Consider the following 19031-nt stretch of genomic DNA (forward strand, 5'->3'; position numbering starts at 1 on the left):
AAACCTCTTCACTTAATTTCTCAATTTTTTTCAATTTCAAACGCCCTAATTTCATTGTAAACTTTCAATTAACTTGAAGGTCAAGATGCAAAAAAGTAGTGCAAACTTACGTCTGCACTACTACTCTTTTCTCAAATCTCTCATATTCGATATGTATAAAGCAATAACTAAAACAAGAATTGCTCCTGCGTATAATAACGTCTCCATCGGTTCCTCATGAGACACAATAATCAATCGAATTAAGGCCGTAATTCCGATATAAATAAAATAACGTAACGGGAAATGATAGTTCGATTTAAAATACTTAATAATTAATGCAATGAACTCGAAGTATAAGAAATAGACGATGATACTTTCAACCAATTTATAAGACGTATACTCTTTTGCCGAAAAAATATACTGCACAAACGTAATTGTCTCATTCACTAAGAAAATCGATAACACAATGGATAATATAATTAAAGCTATATTTAATATCCATTGCAAAACACTAGCTATAACATGATCGATATTAAATGACTTCATACTCTCTTTAGACTCCCCTTCGTATAAGTACTTATTTATTATAGCAAAATTACGATTGGAAAGAAGTTAAATCATATATTCGTCCTTTGTTGTTTCCAGTGTGGGGGATGTTCATTGTTTGGAGGAGTCTTTTAACCGCAGAACTAGATTTCATATTAAGAAATCCCCTCAATTCGCTATTAGTAGTTATCACACTAAACAGAAGTGTGTAATCTTGTACAGCACGTAAATGAGCATGTTTAGACATACTATTGCAGTTTGAACAACGCCATCCCTGTCTTTCTTTTAACATTGCCATTGTAAAACATTCCTCACACTGTACACCCTTTAGCAATTCCTCTTTTTTAATTTTATATTGTACAAGAACATTTTGACGCTGTGGAGAGTGCTCATTCATAATCTGGCCTATAAGTCCATTTATATTATCAATCACTTTTTCTTTATATTGATTTTTAATCTGTTTTATTCTATTAGGTAAATTTGCACTGTGGATAATTTTACTAGACAGTATTTCATCTGAAGTTTTAATAATTGTACGAGGGGAACTAATTACAACGAGGGCTTCGATCGGAATATTATGTAAATCATGTAGATTCAGCCATTTTCTCAGTTGCATCTCTTGCCGTTTCAGCTGTAAAAGCGGATCTGGGAATCCTTCTTCCGTATTACCATCTACTATTCGAATAAGTTGATTGAACTTTGTATCAAAAATTAATGTACCAATAATATTTTTTATTTCAAGAAAAAGAAGAAAATAGGATGAAACTATGAGGGTATCAATTTGGAAATAATGTTTTTGATCAAATAACCTAATATCATGTAAAATACTGTATTCTGTTTCGGGTAAAAAACTAAGTGGATACTCAATCGCCTGCTCTCCTTTATAGCTGGCCATAAATTTCGCTAGACTTTCAACCACCACATTCCTTTTTGGATGATGAGCAGGCAATCTTCTAAGTAAAGCTTCTAATTGCAGCAAATATACGGGCATTTTCCGCTCCTTCACAATCATTTTTATCCCCCTCCAAAATATATCAGCGATGTTTCAAATATATCAGCGCAACTCCAAATATATCGGCGATTTTCGAAATATATCGGCGCAACTCCAAATATATCAGCGATTTTCGAAATATATCGACTTACCGACAAAAACCGACACAACATACACACATAAAATCTTATAAACAGTATAACATCACATCTAAAATTGCAATGTAAGCATAATATGTATACCCCAATGTGATTACGCCATTTTCAAAATGAGAAATTTACATTCACCCCATGTAAAAGACCTTTTTATAAATATGAACAAATTTTAGGAATTAGTTTATCTTTTTTTAATGTTTTATTTAGAGGCAGTTTATAGTCGGGTATTAACATAAGAAACGTAGCAACTAAGTTCATATATGACGCACTGCTACTATAATCGCTAACCGTACTACTTGAAATCATAAAATAAGGAGACGATAAAACATGAACAAAAAAGCAAAAGCACTATCATCCGTACTGCTCGGATTCACATTAGCATTAACAGGGTGTGCTGGTACTAAAGCTGAAGAAAATCATGGGAAACAAAAACAAGAACAAGTTGCTAAAGAAACAAAAAAGGAAAATAAATTAACTAAAGGGCAAAAAATGGCTAATATTCTTAGCGAGACAAATTGGCAAGGTACACGAGTGTATGACAAAGATAAGAATGACTTAACAAGAGAGAATGCAAACTTCATTGGTCTTGCAAAATATGATGCGAAGTCAGGCAGATATGAATTTTTTGATGCTAAAACAGGTGCAAGTCGTGGCGATAAAGGAACTTTCTTTGTCACAAATGATGGGAAGAAGAGAATATTAATTTCAGAATCAATGAAGTATCAAGCTGTCGTTGACATGACAAATCTAAATAAAAATGTATTTACTTATAAACGAATGGGGAAAGACGCTAACGGTAAAGATGTAGAAGTTTTCGTTGAACATGTTCCATATAAAGAAAAAGAACTTTCTTTCACTGATCCGGACAAGCAGCTGAACACGACTACAGGAGATATTGTTAAAAACGTTGATGGAGATAAAATTTTGGGCGGTACCCTTTGGCACGGAACAAAGGTATTAGACGAAGCTGGTAACGATGTAACACAGTTTAATTCGAATTTTATAAGCCTAGCAAAATTTGATGACAAATCTAATAAATATGAGTTTTTCAATAGCGAAACAGGTCAAAGCCGCGGTGATTATGGCTACTTCGATGTTGTACACGAAAATAAAATAAGAGCCCATGTTTCAATTGGAAATAATAAATACGGTGCTGCTCTTGAGCTTACTGAACTAAATAAGAATAAATTTACGTATAAAAGAACTGGTAAAGACCAAGCTGGTAAGGATATAACTATATTCGTTGAACATGAACCTTATAAAGGTGATATGAAACCACAATTTAGTTTTTAATTGATTTGATTAAAAATCTACTTTTTATATTCGAAACATGAATTAGTATACGCTGACCGTTTTGTTCAGCGTATACTATTTTTTACATTGAATAACCACTACAGTTCATCAATTACTTTCGTTAGCTTTTGAAGCGCTGATAAAAGGTTTGTTAATTCTTCAGGTGATAAACTTGCATAATATTTTTCAGAAACCTGTTGCATATATGCGTCCATTTCTTTTTTATATAACAAGCCTTTCTCACCTAATTCAACTGAAAATGCACGTTTATCTTCTGCATGTTGCCTTCTGAAAATATATCCTTCCGTTTCAAGTTTCACTAACTGCTGGCTAATGGCACTTTTCGTCACATTCATTTTTTCAGCTAACTCTTTAGGAGTGGATGATGGGTACCGAATAATTAATGTTAACAACGTATATTGCTGATTATTTAAATTAAAATTCGTATAAGATCTTTCTTTCGTTTCAAGTAATATCCATAGTTCTTCAAGTGTTTGATTGATTTCCTCAGCTATATTTTTATTTATCATACTTCTCTCTCTCACCTTTTCTTCTCCAATTTTTCGGGTTTAAATACTTTTTATATTTTGCCACCACTTCTTTTCCAACAAAAACAGCACCTATCAAAAATAGAATTTCTCCTATTACTATACACCCTGGAATGACAATGGTCTTTACCTGCGTCGAAAGTGAAGTAAATGGTATGATTAAAGCACTTCCCCAAAGTAGAACATATATGATTAGAAGCCCTATTCCAACTTTAAAAAGCAATGGCTTTTTTTGTTTATTTTCGTTTGAAATTATTTCTTTTTCCATTTCAAAACCTCCGAATTTATTTTAATTTAGTTTACTTAACTAAACTATATATCAAGATTGATTTGATTGCAAGACTTTAAAATGTATTCACTAAAATTGCGTTTATTTGAATTCCCACCACATATTTTAAAAATAATTTTATTTGTATTCCCTATAAAAAAACACCTCTTCCGTGGAAAAAGTGTTTTTTATACTTAATGACTAATACTAGCTGTTGGATATAATGTTGTTCCTCCAATTGAAACTTTTATTTCATTTGTTAATGGAACGTTTTGTTCATTAATAATTGTTCTCCACCATTCCCATGCAAGACCTGTACATTCTCTTGCAACAATTTTTATATTTTTGGAGTTCGGTGGAAGTGGGATAACTGTAGAGTAATGAGCCGTTTTGTCTTTTCCGCTACCATCCCATGTTTTATGTGTTAGTACTTCGTTCCCCTTTTGGTCAAATGTGAATTCATCCCAAGATACATCAAATTGAGCAACGTAAGCACCGTAATGATCAAGTGTCATTTTAGCACTTGAATATTCTGTAGTTGTCGTCTCAATATAATCTGTATTGTTATGAACAGCAGCAGTTGCATTATCTTTTAAGAAAGTACTTGTATATGAAATTGGGTATGCTGGATTTTTAAGACTTAATTCAGCATTATCTTTAATAATATTTCGGATTTCATTGAAATCTTTAGTAACAACCTTGTTATGCTCTTTCGCATCTCCGCCTAATACTACAGCAGTAAAGGTACTTTCTTCAAAAATATCTTTATACTGTCCACTTGTTTCAACGCTGTTATTCTTAAGTAAGGCTTTAAAAGCAGCTTGTACATCTTTGCTCTTAGATGTTGTTTCTAATTTTACATAAATCGTTCTACCATAAGCTACATTTGAAACCATAACAGGTGGAGCCGAATTACTTACGCCTTTTCGAGTTAACTCGTCAAAAGTAACGCTATTGTCAAAAAGGTCGGATGGATTGTTAGGTAGTTCAGCACTTACCGTATAAAATATTTGCTTATACGCCGCTACCATCACTTTTTTCTCTCCATTTGCAACCGCATTAAAATCAATGTTTAGACTGTTATCAAGATATTTAGCGTTAACATTAAGAGCACTTGCTATTTGTGATTTACTATAAACCATAGATTCCGTATACTGCATTCTTGCAGGTAACGTATGTGTTGTAGAATACTTTTCATTCCAAGTAGATACTAAATCGTCTACTGCTCCAGCTACATTACCATATGTCGGATTTTGGACAGTGATTGTATTTTCTTTTCTCATGCCCGGTAAGTCTATACTAATATTCAAAGGCTTTCTCTTAGCCACTAATAAACTTGGTTGATTGTCTGCAAAAGCTTTATTAGCAAGTTGTACAGCTCCTGGATACGTGCGATTCACTACAGAATCAATAATTGAAATATCGACTGGTGACGTTGTAAGTGATTTTTTCTCGCGTTCCACTACTACAAATTTACCATTTGAATTGATACTTTCTTTCGGAACAAAACTTTCTACTTTATCACCATTTACAGCTAAAACCTCTTGATTATTATATTTAAGATTTGCTATACCAGTATTAATGCCACTAGCATTTTTGGTTACATCAGTTACATTACTTGCTTGTGTTTCTGCGAAGGAAATAGATGAATAATTAATAGTGCATAGACTAACTAATAAACATGTAAGGAACTTTCTTCTTTTAGTGTTTTTCTTAATATTCAGAAAAATCACCCCGTTCTTTTTTTAGTAAAATATGATAGTGATTGATAAATGATAGCTAACTAATAAACTTACATAAATGCTTTTAAAAGTTCTTGAATTAACGGGATTACGCCACCTACAAATTTTAAAACTGCCATTGCGATTTCCATATTATTTCCTCCTTTTTATTGCTACGAAAATGTGATTTATCTTTATGCCCTCATTATAGTGACCCCTTACACTTTTATCAATACACTCTGATATGCAATATTACATATACAAAAAACAAGCTGAATTCTTTTGAAAAATTATACAGAGATATTTTTTCGTTTGGTACATACTTGAAAAGGTGAAGCATTCTTTTGCATTTTATGAGTAATCACATAAAAAAAGCTGCTGCCTATAAAATATAGACAGCAACTTCAACTAGAGTAGCTTGCATAATCTACGCAAGACATTTTATAACTAATAAACTGCGATCGGCCCATAAGGACCATTAATAATTTCTATTTTTGTTTCAAAAATATCTGTCAAAAGTGTTGGGTCCATAACCTCTTCTACTGTTCCAAAAGCAGCAATTTGTCCATCTTTCATAGCACAAATTTTATCCGAGTATTTAGCTGCAAAATTTATGTCATGCATGACAGTCAAAATTGTTCGTCCAAATTCATTAGCTGCACGTCTCAAATGCTCCATCATTTGAACAGAACGAGCAACATCAAGGTTGTTCAGAGGTTCGTCCAAAAGTACATATTCCGTCTCTTGGCACAATACCATCGCTACATATGCCCTTTGTCTTTGACCACCAGAAAGCTCATCTAAATATCTATTCTCTAAACTAGTTAAATCTAAGAAATCGATATATTTAGAGATGATAGCCTCATCTTCTTTAGTTAATCTTCCCTTTGAATAAGGAAAGCGCCCAAATCCAACTAGTTGTCTCACAGTAAGCCTAGTTACAAAATGATTTTCTTGTCGCAATATAGTCAAAACTTTTGCTAAGTCTTTTGATTTGGATTCAGAAACATCCATATTTGCTACCTGAATTTGGCCTTCATCCATATCTAAAAGTCTGCCAATCATCAAAAGTGTTGTTGACTTTCCAGCACCATTTGGTCCAATTAAAGAAGTAAAGCCTGCTTTTGGTATTTCAATATCCAAAGGTCCTATTTTTACCTTATCAGTATAGAACTTTTTAACATTATCAATTTTTATCATAAAGCCCTCTTCCTTAAAACTATAGTTAAGAATATGATTCCACCAAATAATTCAATAATAACTGAAACTACACCTTGAGCATGGAATACATGATACATTAAAAAGTATGCGCTCGTCATTATTAAAAACCCTATAGCAAAAGCCATCGGAAAAATATATCTATGATCATAAGTTGACGCTGCCTGATAACTCAAAGTTGCTACTAAAAAGCCGTAGAAAGTAAGTGGTCCAATTAGAGCTGTTGAAATGGACATCAAAATAGCTACTAATACAAGCGTATAAATTACACTAGGTTGATATTTAACCCCGAAAGAAGTAGCAACATCCTTTCCTAGTGACAAAACATTCAAATTCTTAGAATGAGCAAAAATCAATACTGCTACAATTATGATCATAGGAATTACAATAGGAAAATATGCAGGATCTGCATGATTAACAGAACCAAATAATCTTGCTTGTAAAATATCAAATTCTGAAGGCGCAAGTAGTTTTCTCATGAAAGTTGACACAGAATTTAGCCCGGTACCAATAATAATTCCAACTAAAAGCATAAGTTGTAAATTTCCGTATTTACCGGAAAGTAACCATCCATAAAGTATTAAACTCATGAAGACCATAACAACAACTTGGAATAAAAATGAGCCAATTCCATTAAAATTTATTAACGCACTAGCACCAAAGAAGAATACTGTACTCGTTTGAATTGCTGAATACAGTGATTCGAAACCTAAAAGTGAAGGAGTAATAATTTTATTATTCGTAATAGATTGGAAAGCAACTGTCGACAAGCTATGGCAAACCGCAGCAATAATCATTGCAACAATAGCTACTATCCTTCTCTTAACGACTGGGATAAAAGAAGGTGAATCTATCGGAACTGGATTGTTATAAACTAAAAGTCCATATGAAGAAAGAAGACCTAAAGCAATCAATGTTATCAGTAAAATCCAATAACGTCTTGCTTCCTTCTTAGACCGAAAAGCGCTAGCTGATCTACTTTCATTATGAAGGCTAGAATCGATTTCGACATTTTCTTTTTTTCTATATTCTAATGTGATCATCGTAGCCTCCTTGGTTTTCTTTGTCTCAATAAAATAGTAATAAACACGACTGCTCCCACTGTTGCAAGTATTAAAGAAACAGGTAATTCAAAAGGCTGTATAATTGTTCGAGAAATGATGTCACAGGCAGTTATTGATCCCATTCCGATCACACAAACCCAAGGTAAATTACTCCTAAGATCATCACCTCTAAACATTGAAACGATATTTGGCACAATTAATCCTAAGAAAGGTAAGTGTCCAATAACAGCTGCAACAATTCCAACTGCAACAGAGATAAGAGCAGTCCCAAAAAGAACAATTCTATTGTAATTAACTCCAAGACTTGTTGCGACATCTTCTCCTAGTCCAGCTAAAGTCAATCTATTAGCATACATAAAAATAAGAAAAGTAATGATAACAATCAGCCATAAATATTCATATCTTCCCACCTGAATGTTAGCAAATGAACCTACAAACCAAGTTTCAATACTTTGCGTCTTTTGAAAAAGGAGTCCTAAAAAAGTAGACACTGCAGAAATTACTGCTCCAAGCATCAATCCAATAATCGGAACAATTAAAGACGAACGAAGCTTAACTCTTCTTAAAAATAGAAAGAAAATCATAGTTCCTATAAAAGAAAAAATGATTGCACCAGTCATTCTTTGAACTAAAGTCGGGGCAGGAAATAATAAATACACAAAAAGCAGGCCTAAGCCTGACCATTCAATAGTCCCCGTTGTAGTAGGTTCAACAAAGCGATTCTGTGTAATGAGTTGCATTACGAGCCCTGCCATCGCCATCGCAGCTCCAGTAAGCATTAATGCAGCTGTTCTCGGAACACGAGTTATGAAAAACATCTCTGTCCCGTCCTCTTGTCCACGTATATCATAAACTCCAGTAAACAGTGATATAATCCCTAAAATTATAACAACTATAACTGCTATTATAAAAGGTTTTGTCCATATTTTATTTTGATTATAAAACTGGGGTTGAGAAATATTCTCAACCCTAGAAATCATATTTTTTGACACTGTTTCGTACCCCTTTACACTACTTAGCTAAAGTTTTTGCCATATTTCCAAATAACTCTATATAAGTTTGAATTGATTCATTTGTGTAAGTATCTTCTGGTGCATAAATAACTTGTTTTTTAGAAACAGCAGTTGTGTTTTGAAGAGCAGGTGATTTAGAAATAACATCCTTAGCAGGTGTTGACTTAGCTGCATCAGATGTTGCAGCATCACGATCTAATACGAAAATCCAATCAGGATTTGTTTGTGCAATAGCTTCAACAGAAACGTCATCACCTTTATGACCTGCAGTAGAATTTGAAACTTCTAACGCTGGAGTCCAACCGAAAATTTCATACATTGGTCCCCAAACACGACCAGAATGTGGCGCAGCAAAACCAATATTACCACCAGTAACGATAACACTCATAACTTTATCTTTTCCGTTATAAGCAGATTTTGCTTTTTCAATAGATTTATCAAAATCAGCTACTAATTGTTTAGCTTCTTTATCTTTATTAAAGATTTTTCCTAAAGTAACTGTAGAATCTTTAAGTCCTTTTACTAAGTTTTCGCCAGGCTTAGTAGCTTTCTCAGAAACATCAAAATTAAGATCAATAACTGCTGCATTTGGTACTAATTTTTTGATTTCTTCGTAATGGTCAGCAAATCTTTGACCAACAATTACAAGTTCAGGATTTGCCGCTGCAATAATTTCTAGATTTGGTTCACGGTGATTCCCAATATTTTGAACTTTTTCATCCTTTTTATATGCTGAATCAGCAGGCATGATATCCTTTGGAGCAGCCGCTAATTTAATTCCCCAATCAGATAAAGTTTCAAAAGTTCTGTTATCCAAAGCAACTACATTCTTTGGGTTTACAGGGACTTTAACAGTTCCATGAGCATCAGTGATTTCAACCGTTTTTGGCTTATCACTACCATTATCTTTATTATTAGCCTTCGAAGTTTCTTTACTTGAATCTGAGCAAGCTACTAACATTAAAGTGAAAACTGCTAGAATACTCACTAATTTTAAAAGCATAGATTTTTTCATATGTATACTCCTTATAGTGTGATTTATTTCGAAAATGATGACATCCATAGATTGAATTAGAAGGTAACTTTTATTCAATCGAATCGCTATTGATAATCATTTTCATTTGAACATCCTGTTAATTAGTATAGTCATTAATTCTGTGAAAATCTTGTGAATGGTGTGAATTCATAAAATCAGGCAAACAAAGTAATATATGAAGTCGGGCGTGTTGATTAACCTTTATTCTTCAGAGCGTGTCGATTTTTTTCGAGTAGACACTTTCAGTAGATCTGGTCTCAACTAATGCGAGCTAGAATCGTCCCCTCCACACTACCCAAAAGATGCTCATTAATAGCTAATGTTTTCATAATCCATTGCCTGATAGAAATATTCTTTTTACAGTTTTCATCTATTAATATTTCTCAGAAACTATTTGATTATCATATTTAATAAAAAAATGAGTAAAACCGAATGAAATAATTTTACTCATTTTTTATTATCTTATTTTTATCAGTCAATCATTGAATAGCCTCTGCCATGTATCGTTTGAATATATCTGTCTTTCTTCTCGCACTTTAACTTTTTTCTTACATACCCAATATATAAGTCTACTACATTTGGATTTACTACTACGTTATATCCCCATACTTGATTCAAAAGCATTTCACGGCTCAATATTGTGTTTTTATTCTTGATTAAAAATACAAGTAAATCGTACTCTCGCTTAGTAAGCGAGAGGTTTTCGCCACCTTTTTTCACAATATTGCTAGATGCATCAACAAAGAGATCTTTAAACTGAAAAAAGTTTATCTCCTTTTGCTGGTTACAATCACTTCTCCTTAAAATTGCTTGAACCCTTGCTACTAATTCTTCTTTCGCAAATGGTTTTCTGATATAATCATCTGCTCCTGCTTGTAACCCTGCTACGCAATCCTTACTAGAAATATTGTCAGTCACAATAATGATCGGTGTCGTTTTAACAAGTCGTATTTGTCTGCAAATTTCTGGTCCAGATATACTTAATGAATCCCAATCCAATATGATAATATCCCAATCTTGTTCATATATTATATTTAAACCTTCGTTTTCATTGTGAAGTTTTAAAATGAAATAGCCTTCTTGCGTTAGACCGCTTACGATTTTCTTTGCTGAAGACCGTTCATTTTTAATCACCAACACCTGCTTCACCGATGGTTCACCTCTACTTCAATATAACTTAGTTAGATAAAAAATTATCCCGAAAAAACAATTTAAGATTTATAAATTTAAAACCCCTAAATAATCCATTAAAACAGTTTATTAGGAGAACTCTATATAATATTACAATAGGTATGGTTAAAAACACAAAACATATGGAAATTCGAATAAAGTGAAACAATAATAAACACTCACCAATTGAGCGTTTACTAGCAGCTATAGTATCTACCTGCTTATCATCAATAACCATTCCTTCATTTTCTGTTTCAGGGTTACTGCCCCATCAACTTATGCATTTTATAAAACTACAAAACAAAATACGGTATTTTTTCTATTGCTTTAAACCTAGAAGAAAAATCACTTCAATATTTTCTGAATATTATGGGAGGATGTAAATACTGTGAACACTGTATATTTAGTGTTTAGTTGACCTTATAATAAAAAAAAAGCGCGCTAAATTGAATTGAAAGGTGCAAAAACATGATTACAAATCAACAATTAGTAATAAACAATTTGGAAGAAAAATTAAAAGTATTTACTCATACAGTTAGTGGAAAACTTACAAAGGAAGAAGATTTCATCATAGCAAATACAGAAATTCCTACTGATACATTCAATATTGTATTGCCGAAATCTCCAAATATCAAAAATGCAGTTAAGATTAGACATGGAATCGATAATTTTTCATATAAAAAATATCCCTTTAGTATTTGGATTGATGCTCAGTATTTAACTGAGGATTGGACAAAACTTATGCAAGAATATGACCTAAAAGAAGCGGAACGTAATGTAATGATGAAACTTGAAAATACTCTTAATGTTGATCAAAGAATTTCCCATCAACTTATGATTACTAATGTGAAAAATAATGAAGAACTTTTAAAATATATAGACGTATTCATGAGCTTATTTGAGGGTACACCAGAAAAAGATGCATTAGAAAGTTATTTTAATAAGTTTTCACAAGTAAAATTAGGTTCAGAAGTTCAAATGTTTATTGGATGCATAGATGACATGCCTGTAACTACTGGTTTATTAATAGAAAGCAAAGATAGTTATGGTATTTATGATGTGATGACAAAAGAAACATTTAGAGGTAAAGGAATTGGCAGTGAAATGTTTCAATTTCTTCTAAATCAAACAACAGATAAACAAAAACCAGTTGTATTACAGGCTTCAGATGATGGGAAAAATATCTATAAGCGATTTGGATTTATAGATGTCGGAGAAATGGTTGTATTTGAATAAAAGGTTTTCTTATTAAGCTATAGGGTGGAATTGTTGAGCAATATAGATAGGAAATGATCCAACTTTTTATAAAAGAATAAACCAATTGAAAATATTAAGGGCGTGTTTTGAACAAACTTTTTTCAAAACACGCTTTTTTCTTTTTGTTTGTTTATCAAGGTTATTTGCTTAACTTGAACAAACTTTATTCTAAAACAACATGAATTATTAATTAATATCACTTTGAAGAAGCATATCTTTACATAACAAAAAAGAAGCATAAACCTGCATTTTATGCAAAGTTATGCTCCCTTTAAAATATCATATAAATATTAAGTATATTTTTGCCTAAATTAAATTTAAGTATAATATTTCCATTATGGAAATATTATACTTAAATTCACACAAAATAAAAAAACCACCAAATATGTATTGGTGGAGACGGTGGGAGTCGAACCCACGTCCAAAAATATCGGCACTTAAGCTTCTACGAGTGTAGTCGATATATTAGCATTTCGCGAACTCTTCGGCCTATCGACAGGCTTCCAAGTTGCTAGTCTGATTGTTCTCTTCCTTCGCCCTCAGACGGCGAACTCCGGCGTAGTCCACTTAGTTTGAGTCCCTTACCCTACCACATGGACGATGGAGGGAGGAACCTTTAGTGCAATTAAGCAGCTAAAGAAAGATTGTTTTGTTTGCCAATTATAGGCTTTGACGTTTTAACGAGGCCGATCCCCTCGACTCGCAACCTAAGCTCGAACTATCCCTGTCGAATCCGTAACGTCCCCATGATAAAAATGGAGCATACGAAGAAAATATCGTGATAGCTACTAAGAGCTGTTTTTCAATGTGCAACAACCTTACATAAGTTATTATATCATACGCGCGCCGTTTTACAAATGTAAATATCTGTATTACATCTTTTGGCGATCACGGAACACGCGTGCAATTTCACGTTTCGCTTCTTTCTCTTTTAAATCGTGACGTTTATCGTATTGTTTCTTACCTTTTGCTAAACCAAGTGCCATTTTTGCAAATCCATTTTTCAAATAGATTCTAAGTGGAACTAATGCGTAACCTGTTTCTTTTGCTGCGCCCGCTAGCTTATCAATTTCTTTTTTATGAAGAAGTAATTTTCTCGTACGGAGTGGATCATGGTTGAAACGATTCCCTTGTTCGTACGTATTAATGTGCATATTATGAACCCATACCTCACCATTATGTACACGTGCAAACGCATCTTTCAAGTTCACGCGACCAGCGCGAATCGACTTAATTTCCGTTCCTTGAAGGACAAGCCCTGCTTCGTATGTTTCTTCAATGAAATAATCATGAAACGCTTTTTTATTTTGTGCAATAACCTTACCTGTACCTTTTGGCATATAACGTCCCTCCTCTATTTTTACTATTGTAACAAATGTTAATAAAAAACGAAAGTGGCTCGCTCAGAATCTTTGGACATTGGAACTCCCGACAGAGAAGCGCTTTTTGCTTCGTCCGAGGGAGTGAAATGGCCCATAGATTCTAGCCACTGTAGCTAGATTCCATTAAAAGCGAAAGTGGCTCGTTCAGAATGTGAGGTGGATGGAGCTTCTGACCTTGAGGCGCTCTTTGCCTCTCGGGAAGAAGCGAAGCCGCCAAACATTCTAGCCACTGTAGCTGGATTCCGATAAAAAGCGAAAGTGGCTCGCTCTCAAGCCACCAAGAAAAAAGAAAAAGCCCCGCTTTTCATCAAAGCGAAGCCACTCTTTTCTTACTTACGCTTTTTCTTTTTCTTCTTGAATCCTGGTACGTTTTCGAAAAATCCTTTTTTCTTCTTGCCGTTACCATCTTTTTTCCCTGGCTGACTTGCGGATGCGGATGTGGATGCAGATGCGGATCCTCTTCCTTTTCCTTTGCCACCACGGTCAAATTTTCTACCTGTGCCACGTTCACCGCCGCGCTCATTACTGCGCTCGCTACGTCCACCGCGTTTCTTTCTGCCTGTTCTTGGCTGCTCGATAACGACTGGACGATCTTTGAACTTACGGCGAGGTGTGCCTTTCATACCAACGATTTCAAAGTCGATTGCACGCTCGTCTTTGTTTACGTTAATAACGCGAATTGTAATTTCATCACCGATGCGGAATACGTTTCCTGTACGTTCTCCGATCATAGCGAAATGTTTTTCGTCGTAACGATAGTAATCATCCGTTAAGTAGCTAACGTGTACAAGACCTTCAATCGTATTTGGAAGCTCTACAAACAGACCGAAGTTTGTTACAGAGCTAATCATACCGTCATACTCTTCACCGATCTTATCGACCATATACTCTGCTTTTTTCATTTCGTCTGTTTCACGCTCTGCTTCAACAGCACGGCGTTCCATATTAGAAGAGTGCTCTGCAATCTCTGGTAAGTTTTCACGCCATTTTGCTTGTGTTTCACTGTCGACTTTACCGTTAATGATGTATTCACGAATTAATCTATGAACAATCGTATCTGGGTAACGACGAATTGGCGATGTGAAATGCGTGTAGAACTCAGTTGATAAGCCGAAATGTCCTAAGCTCTCCGAATCGTAACGTGCTTGCTTCATAGAACGAAGCATAACCGTTGAAATTACTACTTCTTCAGGCTGTCCTTGAACCATTTCAAGAATTTGTTGCAGCGCACGAGGATGTACTTCATTCGCACGTCCTTTTACCGCATATCCGAAGTTCGTTACAAACTCGAAGAAACGCTCAAGCTTATCTTCTTTCGGATCTTCATGGACACGATACATAAACGGTACGTTCATCCAGTGGAAGTGCTCTGCTACTGTTTCGTTCGCAACAAGCATAAATTCTTCAATTAACTTCTCTGATACAGAACGATCGCGCATAACAACATCAGTCGGTTTTCCTTCTTCATCTACTAATACTTTCGCTTCTTTAAAGTCAAAGTCAATTGCACCACGGCGCATACGTTTTTCACGTAGAATTTGTGCCAATTGCCCCATCTCTTTAAACATCGGTACTAATGACTCATAACGCTTAATTAACTCTTCGTCCTCATCTTCTAAAATGCTTCTTACGTCAGCATACGTCATACGCTCTGTCGTTTTAATCACACTTTGGAAAATCTCGTGTTTAACAACATCACCTAAGTTGTTGATTTCCATTTCACAAGATAATGTCAGACGGTCTACTTTCGGATTTAATGAGCAAATACCGTTAGATAGACGATGTGGAATCATTGGAATTACACGGTCAACAAGATACACACTTGTCGCTCTTTCCGCTGCTTCTACATCAATTGGAGAACCTTCTTGAACGTAATGACTTACATCCGCAATGTGAACGCCTAGCTTGTAATTGCCGTTCTCAAGCTTCGTTACTGTAACAGCGTCATCTAAATCTTTCGCATCTGCACCATCAATCGTTACGATCATTTGATCACGTAAATCACGGCGATCTTTTAAATCTTCTTCTGAAATCGTTTCTGGTACACTGTTTGCATGCTCCATCACTTCTTCAGGGAATGCTAAAGGTAAATGATGTTTATGAATGACAGATAAAATATCTACTCCTGGATCATTTTTATGACCTAGAATTTGAATAACTTCACCTTCTGCACTTAAACGGTTTTCTGGGTAGCTCGTAATTTTCACAACTACCTTATGACCTTCTACAGCACCCATTGATGCACTTTTCAAGATAAAGATATCACTCGTCCAGCGCTTATTGTCAGGTATAACAAAGCCAAAGTTTTTCGATTCTGTATATGTACCAACAAGTTCTTTCGTTCCACGCTCTAAAATGCGTACAATTGAACCTTCTTGACGTGAACCGCTCGATTGAGAACTAAGTCGTGCTAATACTGTATCGCCATGAAGTGCACCGTTTAATTCTGTAGGAGGGATGAAAAGATCATCGTCTCCCGTTTTCTTCTCGTCTGGTACAACGAATGCAAAGCCACGTGCATGTCCAATTAACTTACCTCTTACTAAATTCATCTTTTCAGGAAGACCGTAACGGTTGCTACGTGTACGAATAACAAGTCCCTTCTCTTCCATCATTACAAGTGCCTTTACAAAATCTTTAAAGCCCTCAGAACCTTCAATTCCAAATGCCTCTTCTAACTCTTGTATCGTTAGCGGTTTATACGCTTCTTCTCTCATAAATAATAACAACTTATCAATATGTTCTTGTGTGATTTCTTCCAAGCAAAAATACCTCCTTTAAAACCTTATATTATTTAGTGTATCCGAAAGATAGGGGATGTATAAAGCGAAACTTCAATACTCCCCTTATGATTTTTACAGTTTTCACAAAAAATTCCTTATGAAAAAAAGAGGCAACTAGATCTTACCAATCTAGTTGCTCCAAGAAGTTATATACATCCTCATGTAGCTCATCACGTTGTTTATCAAGTGTAATGACATGCGTAGAGTCTTCATACCATTTAATGTCTTTTAACGTAGATTCTACACCGTTATAAATAATGTTAGCACTATCTGTATTAATCATTTCGTCATGACGTGCTTGTACAACAAATGTTGGTGCATAAATCATATCCACATTGTTACGTACGTCAGCAATTAATTGTTGTAATGCTTTTAATGTATTCATCGGTGTCTTTTGGAATTCCAACATTTCTTGTTCAATTTGTTCTGGTGATTTTTGCTCACGTTTTTTATATTCGCGGGCATATGCCAATATACCTTGGTACATCGTTTCTTCGCTCTTAATATACATCGGTGCACACATTGGTACTACACCTAAAACCGGTACTGTATAACCTAATTTTAAAGAAAATACGCCGCCAAGTGACAATCCAACAACAGCAATTTTCTCAAAACCTTTATCTTTTAAAAGCTGATATGCCTCCGTTACATCTTGCCACCAATCTGTAGGGCCTGTATGAACAAGCTCTTCTGGTGGTACACCGTGCCCTTTATAAATTGGCGCATGACAAGTATAGCCTTTCTTTTCTAAGAAACGCCCTAACATACGTACATCAGCTGAGTTCCCTGTGAATCCATGTAGTAATAAAACAGCGCGGTCTCCACCCTCAAATGTAAATGGTTTCGGAGATGCTAATTTCATCATGTACTTCTCCTCTTTCTCTTCTGTAATCTAGTCGTATTCTTTCTATATCTAGTGTACCATATTTACATTTCTATAATCTAATTAGAAACATCTTTCAAATGGCAAAACAAAAAAGAAGAACCATTAGTACATCTTACTAACGCTTCTTCTTTCAATTCTATAAGTTTAAGTACGTAACAGCAATTGTTAATACAAAGAACAATACAGCTAAAACAATTGTAATACGGTTTAATACTGCTTCAATTCCACGTGCTTTTTGCTTACCAAATAATTGCTCTGCACCGCCTGAAATTGCACCTGAAAGGCCTGAGCTATTACTAGACTGCATAAGTACCATAACAATCATTAAAATCGATACAGTAATAAGTAAAACGGATAATAACGTATGCACTTGGCGTACCTCCTACAAAGATTCAGTTATTGTAACTGTAGCATAAATCCTATAGAAAAGCGAGAGCTATAGAGTCGCTCTCGCTTTTCTTCTATTACATAAACATCATTGCAAATAACGGTCCAAGTAAACATGTCAAAATTGCTGTTAATGTCATTGTTACCGATCCAATAACACCTTCATGTTCGTTATTTTTCATCGCTCTCATAACACCCATAATATGAGAAGCACATCCAAATCCGATACCTTTACCAACTGAGTTTGTAACACGGCTCCATTTTAATAAGAGAGGTCCTGTAATTGTTCCAGTAATACCTGCGATAACAACGAAAGCTGCTGTTAAGGAAGGTACACCACCAACTTGTTCAGAAACGCTCATCGCAACTGGCATTGTCACCGATTTTGGTAAAGACGATAAGATTAAGCTTTTATCTGTTCCCATAAGTGAAGCAATAGCAAAATCACTAGCGATTGCGACTGTTGTACCTACTAATACCCCGCCAGCAATCGGTACAACATATTTTTGCAGAACATGACGTTGTTTATAAAGAGGAATTGCAAATGCTACAACACCGGGTCCAAGTAGCTTTGCAATCCAGCCACCACCACTTTCCATATAATGTTGATATGGTATATCAAGCACGATAAATAGGAAAGCCATTAATCCTGTTGCTACAAGCATTGGAATGGTGAATGGTGTTGGAAATAATTTATAGATTTTTTTAGATAATTGATATAATAGCACCGTAAAAAGAACCCAACCGATTCCGATTAATATTTGGCTCATCGCGACTCTCTTTCCTTCCTATTCGCAAGATATTGTCCTGTATGTCCTGCGACAATAATAATTAAAAATGTACTCGCTACAACTGTAATGAAAAGAGAAATTCCTTTACTCATAAAAAAAGCACCGTAATTCATTAGGCCAAGCGTTGGCGGAATTAATAAAAACGGCATAATAGCAACGAGTGTTTCTGCTCCTAAATCGAACCATTTCACTGGAAGAACTTTTAGGCTAAGTAAAACAAGTAGGAGGAACATCCCAATCAAACTTCCTGGAATTGGAATGTTTAACATTTCTTGCACCCAAGTTCCAACCATATAAAACACGTAAAGAGCAGCAATTTGGACAAGAATCTTTGTAAATTTCATGTTCATCATCCCTCATGTTTATACGATCTTCTGTTAATATCTTTATCATAGTATAAATTGTAAAAAGCTGCAATTTATCAACTTGACAGCAAAAAAAGCCGATGTTATACGCTTACAACCTTGATATGACTGCATTTCCAAATGAAAATTACGTCAAAAACCTTGACCTAATATAAAAAGTTTTTATTTTCTGAATTTA

At 34.7% G+C, this 19031-nt stretch carries 18 protein-coding genes and 1 other RNA gene; 2 read left to right on the forward strand and 17 right to left on the reverse strand.

Annotated elements, in window-relative coordinates; all coding sequences use genetic code 11:
* Nucleotides 1-120 precede the first annotated feature (120 nt).
* Nucleotides 121-525 (reverse strand): phosphate-starvation-inducible protein PsiE, encoded by a 405-nt coding sequence (gene psiE / locus ACTJJY_RS19700; RefSeq protein ID WP_000834708.1) that lies wholly within the window; start codon nt 523-525, stop codon nt 121-123.
* A gap of 49 nt (nt 526-574) precedes the next feature.
* Nucleotides 575-1537 carry a nuclease-related domain-containing protein gene (locus ACTJJY_RS19705; protein ID WP_440606346.1) on the reverse strand — a complete coding sequence of 321 codons (963 nt, stop codon included), beginning with the start codon at nt 1535-1537 and terminating at the stop codon, nt 575-577.
* Between the two features lie 461 nt (nt 1538-1998).
* Here ACTJJY_RS19705 and ACTJJY_RS19710 point away from each other — a divergent pair, with 461 nt between their 5' ends.
* The gene (locus tag ACTJJY_RS19710; RefSeq protein ID WP_197233469.1) at nt 1999-2964 is read left to right on the forward strand and encodes a DUF4822 domain-containing protein; all 966 of its coding nucleotides are present in this window, start codon (nt 1999-2001) and stop codon (nt 2962-2964) included.
* 98 nt (nt 2965-3062) lie between these two features.
* Here ACTJJY_RS19710 and ACTJJY_RS19715 read toward each other — a convergent pair whose 3' ends face one another.
* The 8 genes from ACTJJY_RS19715 to ACTJJY_RS19750 form a co-directional block, all read right to left on the reverse strand.
* Nucleotides 3063-3494 (reverse strand): MarR family winged helix-turn-helix transcriptional regulator, encoded by a 432-nt coding sequence (locus ACTJJY_RS19715; protein WP_000608841.1) that lies wholly within the window; start codon nt 3492-3494, stop codon nt 3063-3065.
* Nucleotides 3484-3780 carry a transporter suffix domain-containing protein gene (locus ACTJJY_RS19720; RefSeq protein ID WP_157417342.1) on the reverse strand — a complete coding sequence of 99 codons (297 nt, stop codon included), beginning with the start codon at nt 3778-3780 and terminating at the stop codon, nt 3484-3486. Before ACTJJY_RS19720 ends, ACTJJY_RS19715 begins: the two co-directional genes overlap by 11 nt.
* A 194-nt stretch (nt 3781-3974) precedes the next feature.
* Entirely contained in the window at nt 3975-5513 is a 1539-nt protein-coding gene (gene alo, locus ACTJJY_RS19725; RefSeq protein ID WP_000576745.1) for an anthrolysin O/cereolysin O family cholesterol-dependent cytolysin Alo, read from the reverse strand.
* Nucleotides 5514-5948: 435 nt separating this feature from the next.
* Nucleotides 5949-6701, reverse strand: coding sequence for an iron ABC transporter ATP-binding protein (locus ACTJJY_RS19730; protein WP_000590061.1), 753 nt, complete (start codon nt 6699-6701; stop codon nt 5949-5951).
* The gene (locus ACTJJY_RS19735) at nt 6698-7762 is read right to left on the reverse strand and encodes an iron chelate uptake ABC transporter family permease subunit (protein WP_000631245.1); all 1065 of its coding nucleotides are present in this window, start codon (nt 7760-7762) and stop codon (nt 6698-6700) included. Before ACTJJY_RS19735 ends, ACTJJY_RS19730 begins: the two co-directional genes overlap by 4 nt.
* The gene (locus ACTJJY_RS19740; RefSeq protein ID WP_000042077.1) at nt 7759-8775 is read right to left on the reverse strand and encodes an ABC transporter permease; all 1017 of its coding nucleotides are present in this window, start codon (nt 8773-8775) and stop codon (nt 7759-7761) included. The genes ACTJJY_RS19735 and ACTJJY_RS19740 overlap by 4 nt, the downstream gene beginning before the upstream one ends.
* 19 nt (nt 8776-8794) lie before the next feature.
* Nucleotides 8795-9811, reverse strand: a complete 1017-nt coding sequence (locus ACTJJY_RS19745; RefSeq protein ID WP_000749449.1) for a siderophore ABC transporter substrate-binding protein — start codon at nt 9809-9811, stop codon at nt 8795-8797.
* A gap of 492 nt (nt 9812-10303) precedes the next feature.
* Entirely contained in the window at nt 10304-10981 is a 678-nt protein-coding gene (locus ACTJJY_RS19750) for a response regulator transcription factor (protein ID WP_113303133.1), read from the reverse strand.
* A gap of 489 nt (nt 10982-11470) precedes the next feature.
* Between ACTJJY_RS19750 and ACTJJY_RS19755 the strand changes: the two genes are divergently transcribed.
* Nucleotides 11471-12238: a GNAT family N-acetyltransferase gene (locus ACTJJY_RS19755; RefSeq protein ID WP_440606347.1), complete on the forward strand. Its 768-nt coding sequence runs from the start codon at nt 11471-11473 to the stop codon at nt 12236-12238.
* Between the two features lie 412 nt (nt 12239-12650).
* Here the strand turns inward: ACTJJY_RS19755 and ssrA are convergent.
* From ssrA to ACTJJY_RS19790, 7 genes are all read right to left on the reverse strand, one after another.
* Nucleotides 12651-13005, reverse strand: a transfer-messenger RNA (tmRNA) gene (ssrA, locus tag ACTJJY_RS19760).
* A 126-nt stretch (nt 13006-13131) separates the two neighbouring features.
* Entirely contained in the window at nt 13132-13599 is a 468-nt protein-coding gene (gene smpB / locus ACTJJY_RS19765) for an SsrA-binding protein (RefSeq protein WP_001123920.1), read from the reverse strand.
* A gap of 371 nt (nt 13600-13970) precedes the next feature.
* The gene (gene rnr, locus ACTJJY_RS19770) at nt 13971-16403 is read right to left on the reverse strand and encodes a ribonuclease R (protein ID WP_440606348.1); all 2433 of its coding nucleotides are present in this window, start codon (nt 16401-16403) and stop codon (nt 13971-13973) included.
* A 142-nt stretch (nt 16404-16545) separates the two neighbouring features.
* Nucleotides 16546-17286 (reverse strand): carboxylesterase, encoded by a 741-nt coding sequence (estA, locus tag ACTJJY_RS19775; protein ID WP_000761986.1) that lies wholly within the window; start codon nt 17284-17286, stop codon nt 16546-16548.
* Between the two features lie 160 nt (nt 17287-17446).
* Nucleotides 17447-17680 carry a preprotein translocase subunit SecG gene (gene secG, locus ACTJJY_RS19780; protein WP_000557266.1) on the reverse strand — a complete coding sequence of 78 codons (234 nt, stop codon included), beginning with the start codon at nt 17678-17680 and terminating at the stop codon, nt 17447-17449.
* Nucleotides 17681-17774: 94 nt separating this feature from the next.
* Nucleotides 17775-18467 carry an LrgB family protein gene (locus tag ACTJJY_RS19785; protein WP_000078304.1) on the reverse strand — a complete coding sequence of 231 codons (693 nt, stop codon included), beginning with the start codon at nt 18465-18467 and terminating at the stop codon, nt 17775-17777.
* Nucleotides 18464-18832, reverse strand: coding sequence for a CidA/LrgA family holin-like protein (locus tag ACTJJY_RS19790; protein WP_000673222.1), 369 nt, complete (start codon nt 18830-18832; stop codon nt 18464-18466). The genes ACTJJY_RS19785 and ACTJJY_RS19790 overlap by 4 nt, the downstream gene beginning before the upstream one ends.
* Nucleotides 18833-19031 lie beyond the last annotated feature (199 nt).

Origin of the sequence: Bacillus sp. 22475, assembly GCF_052044835.1 — a bacterium.
GTDB classification, from domain to species: domain Bacteria; phylum Bacillota; class Bacilli; order Bacillales; family Bacillaceae_G; genus Bacillus_A; species Bacillus_A cereus.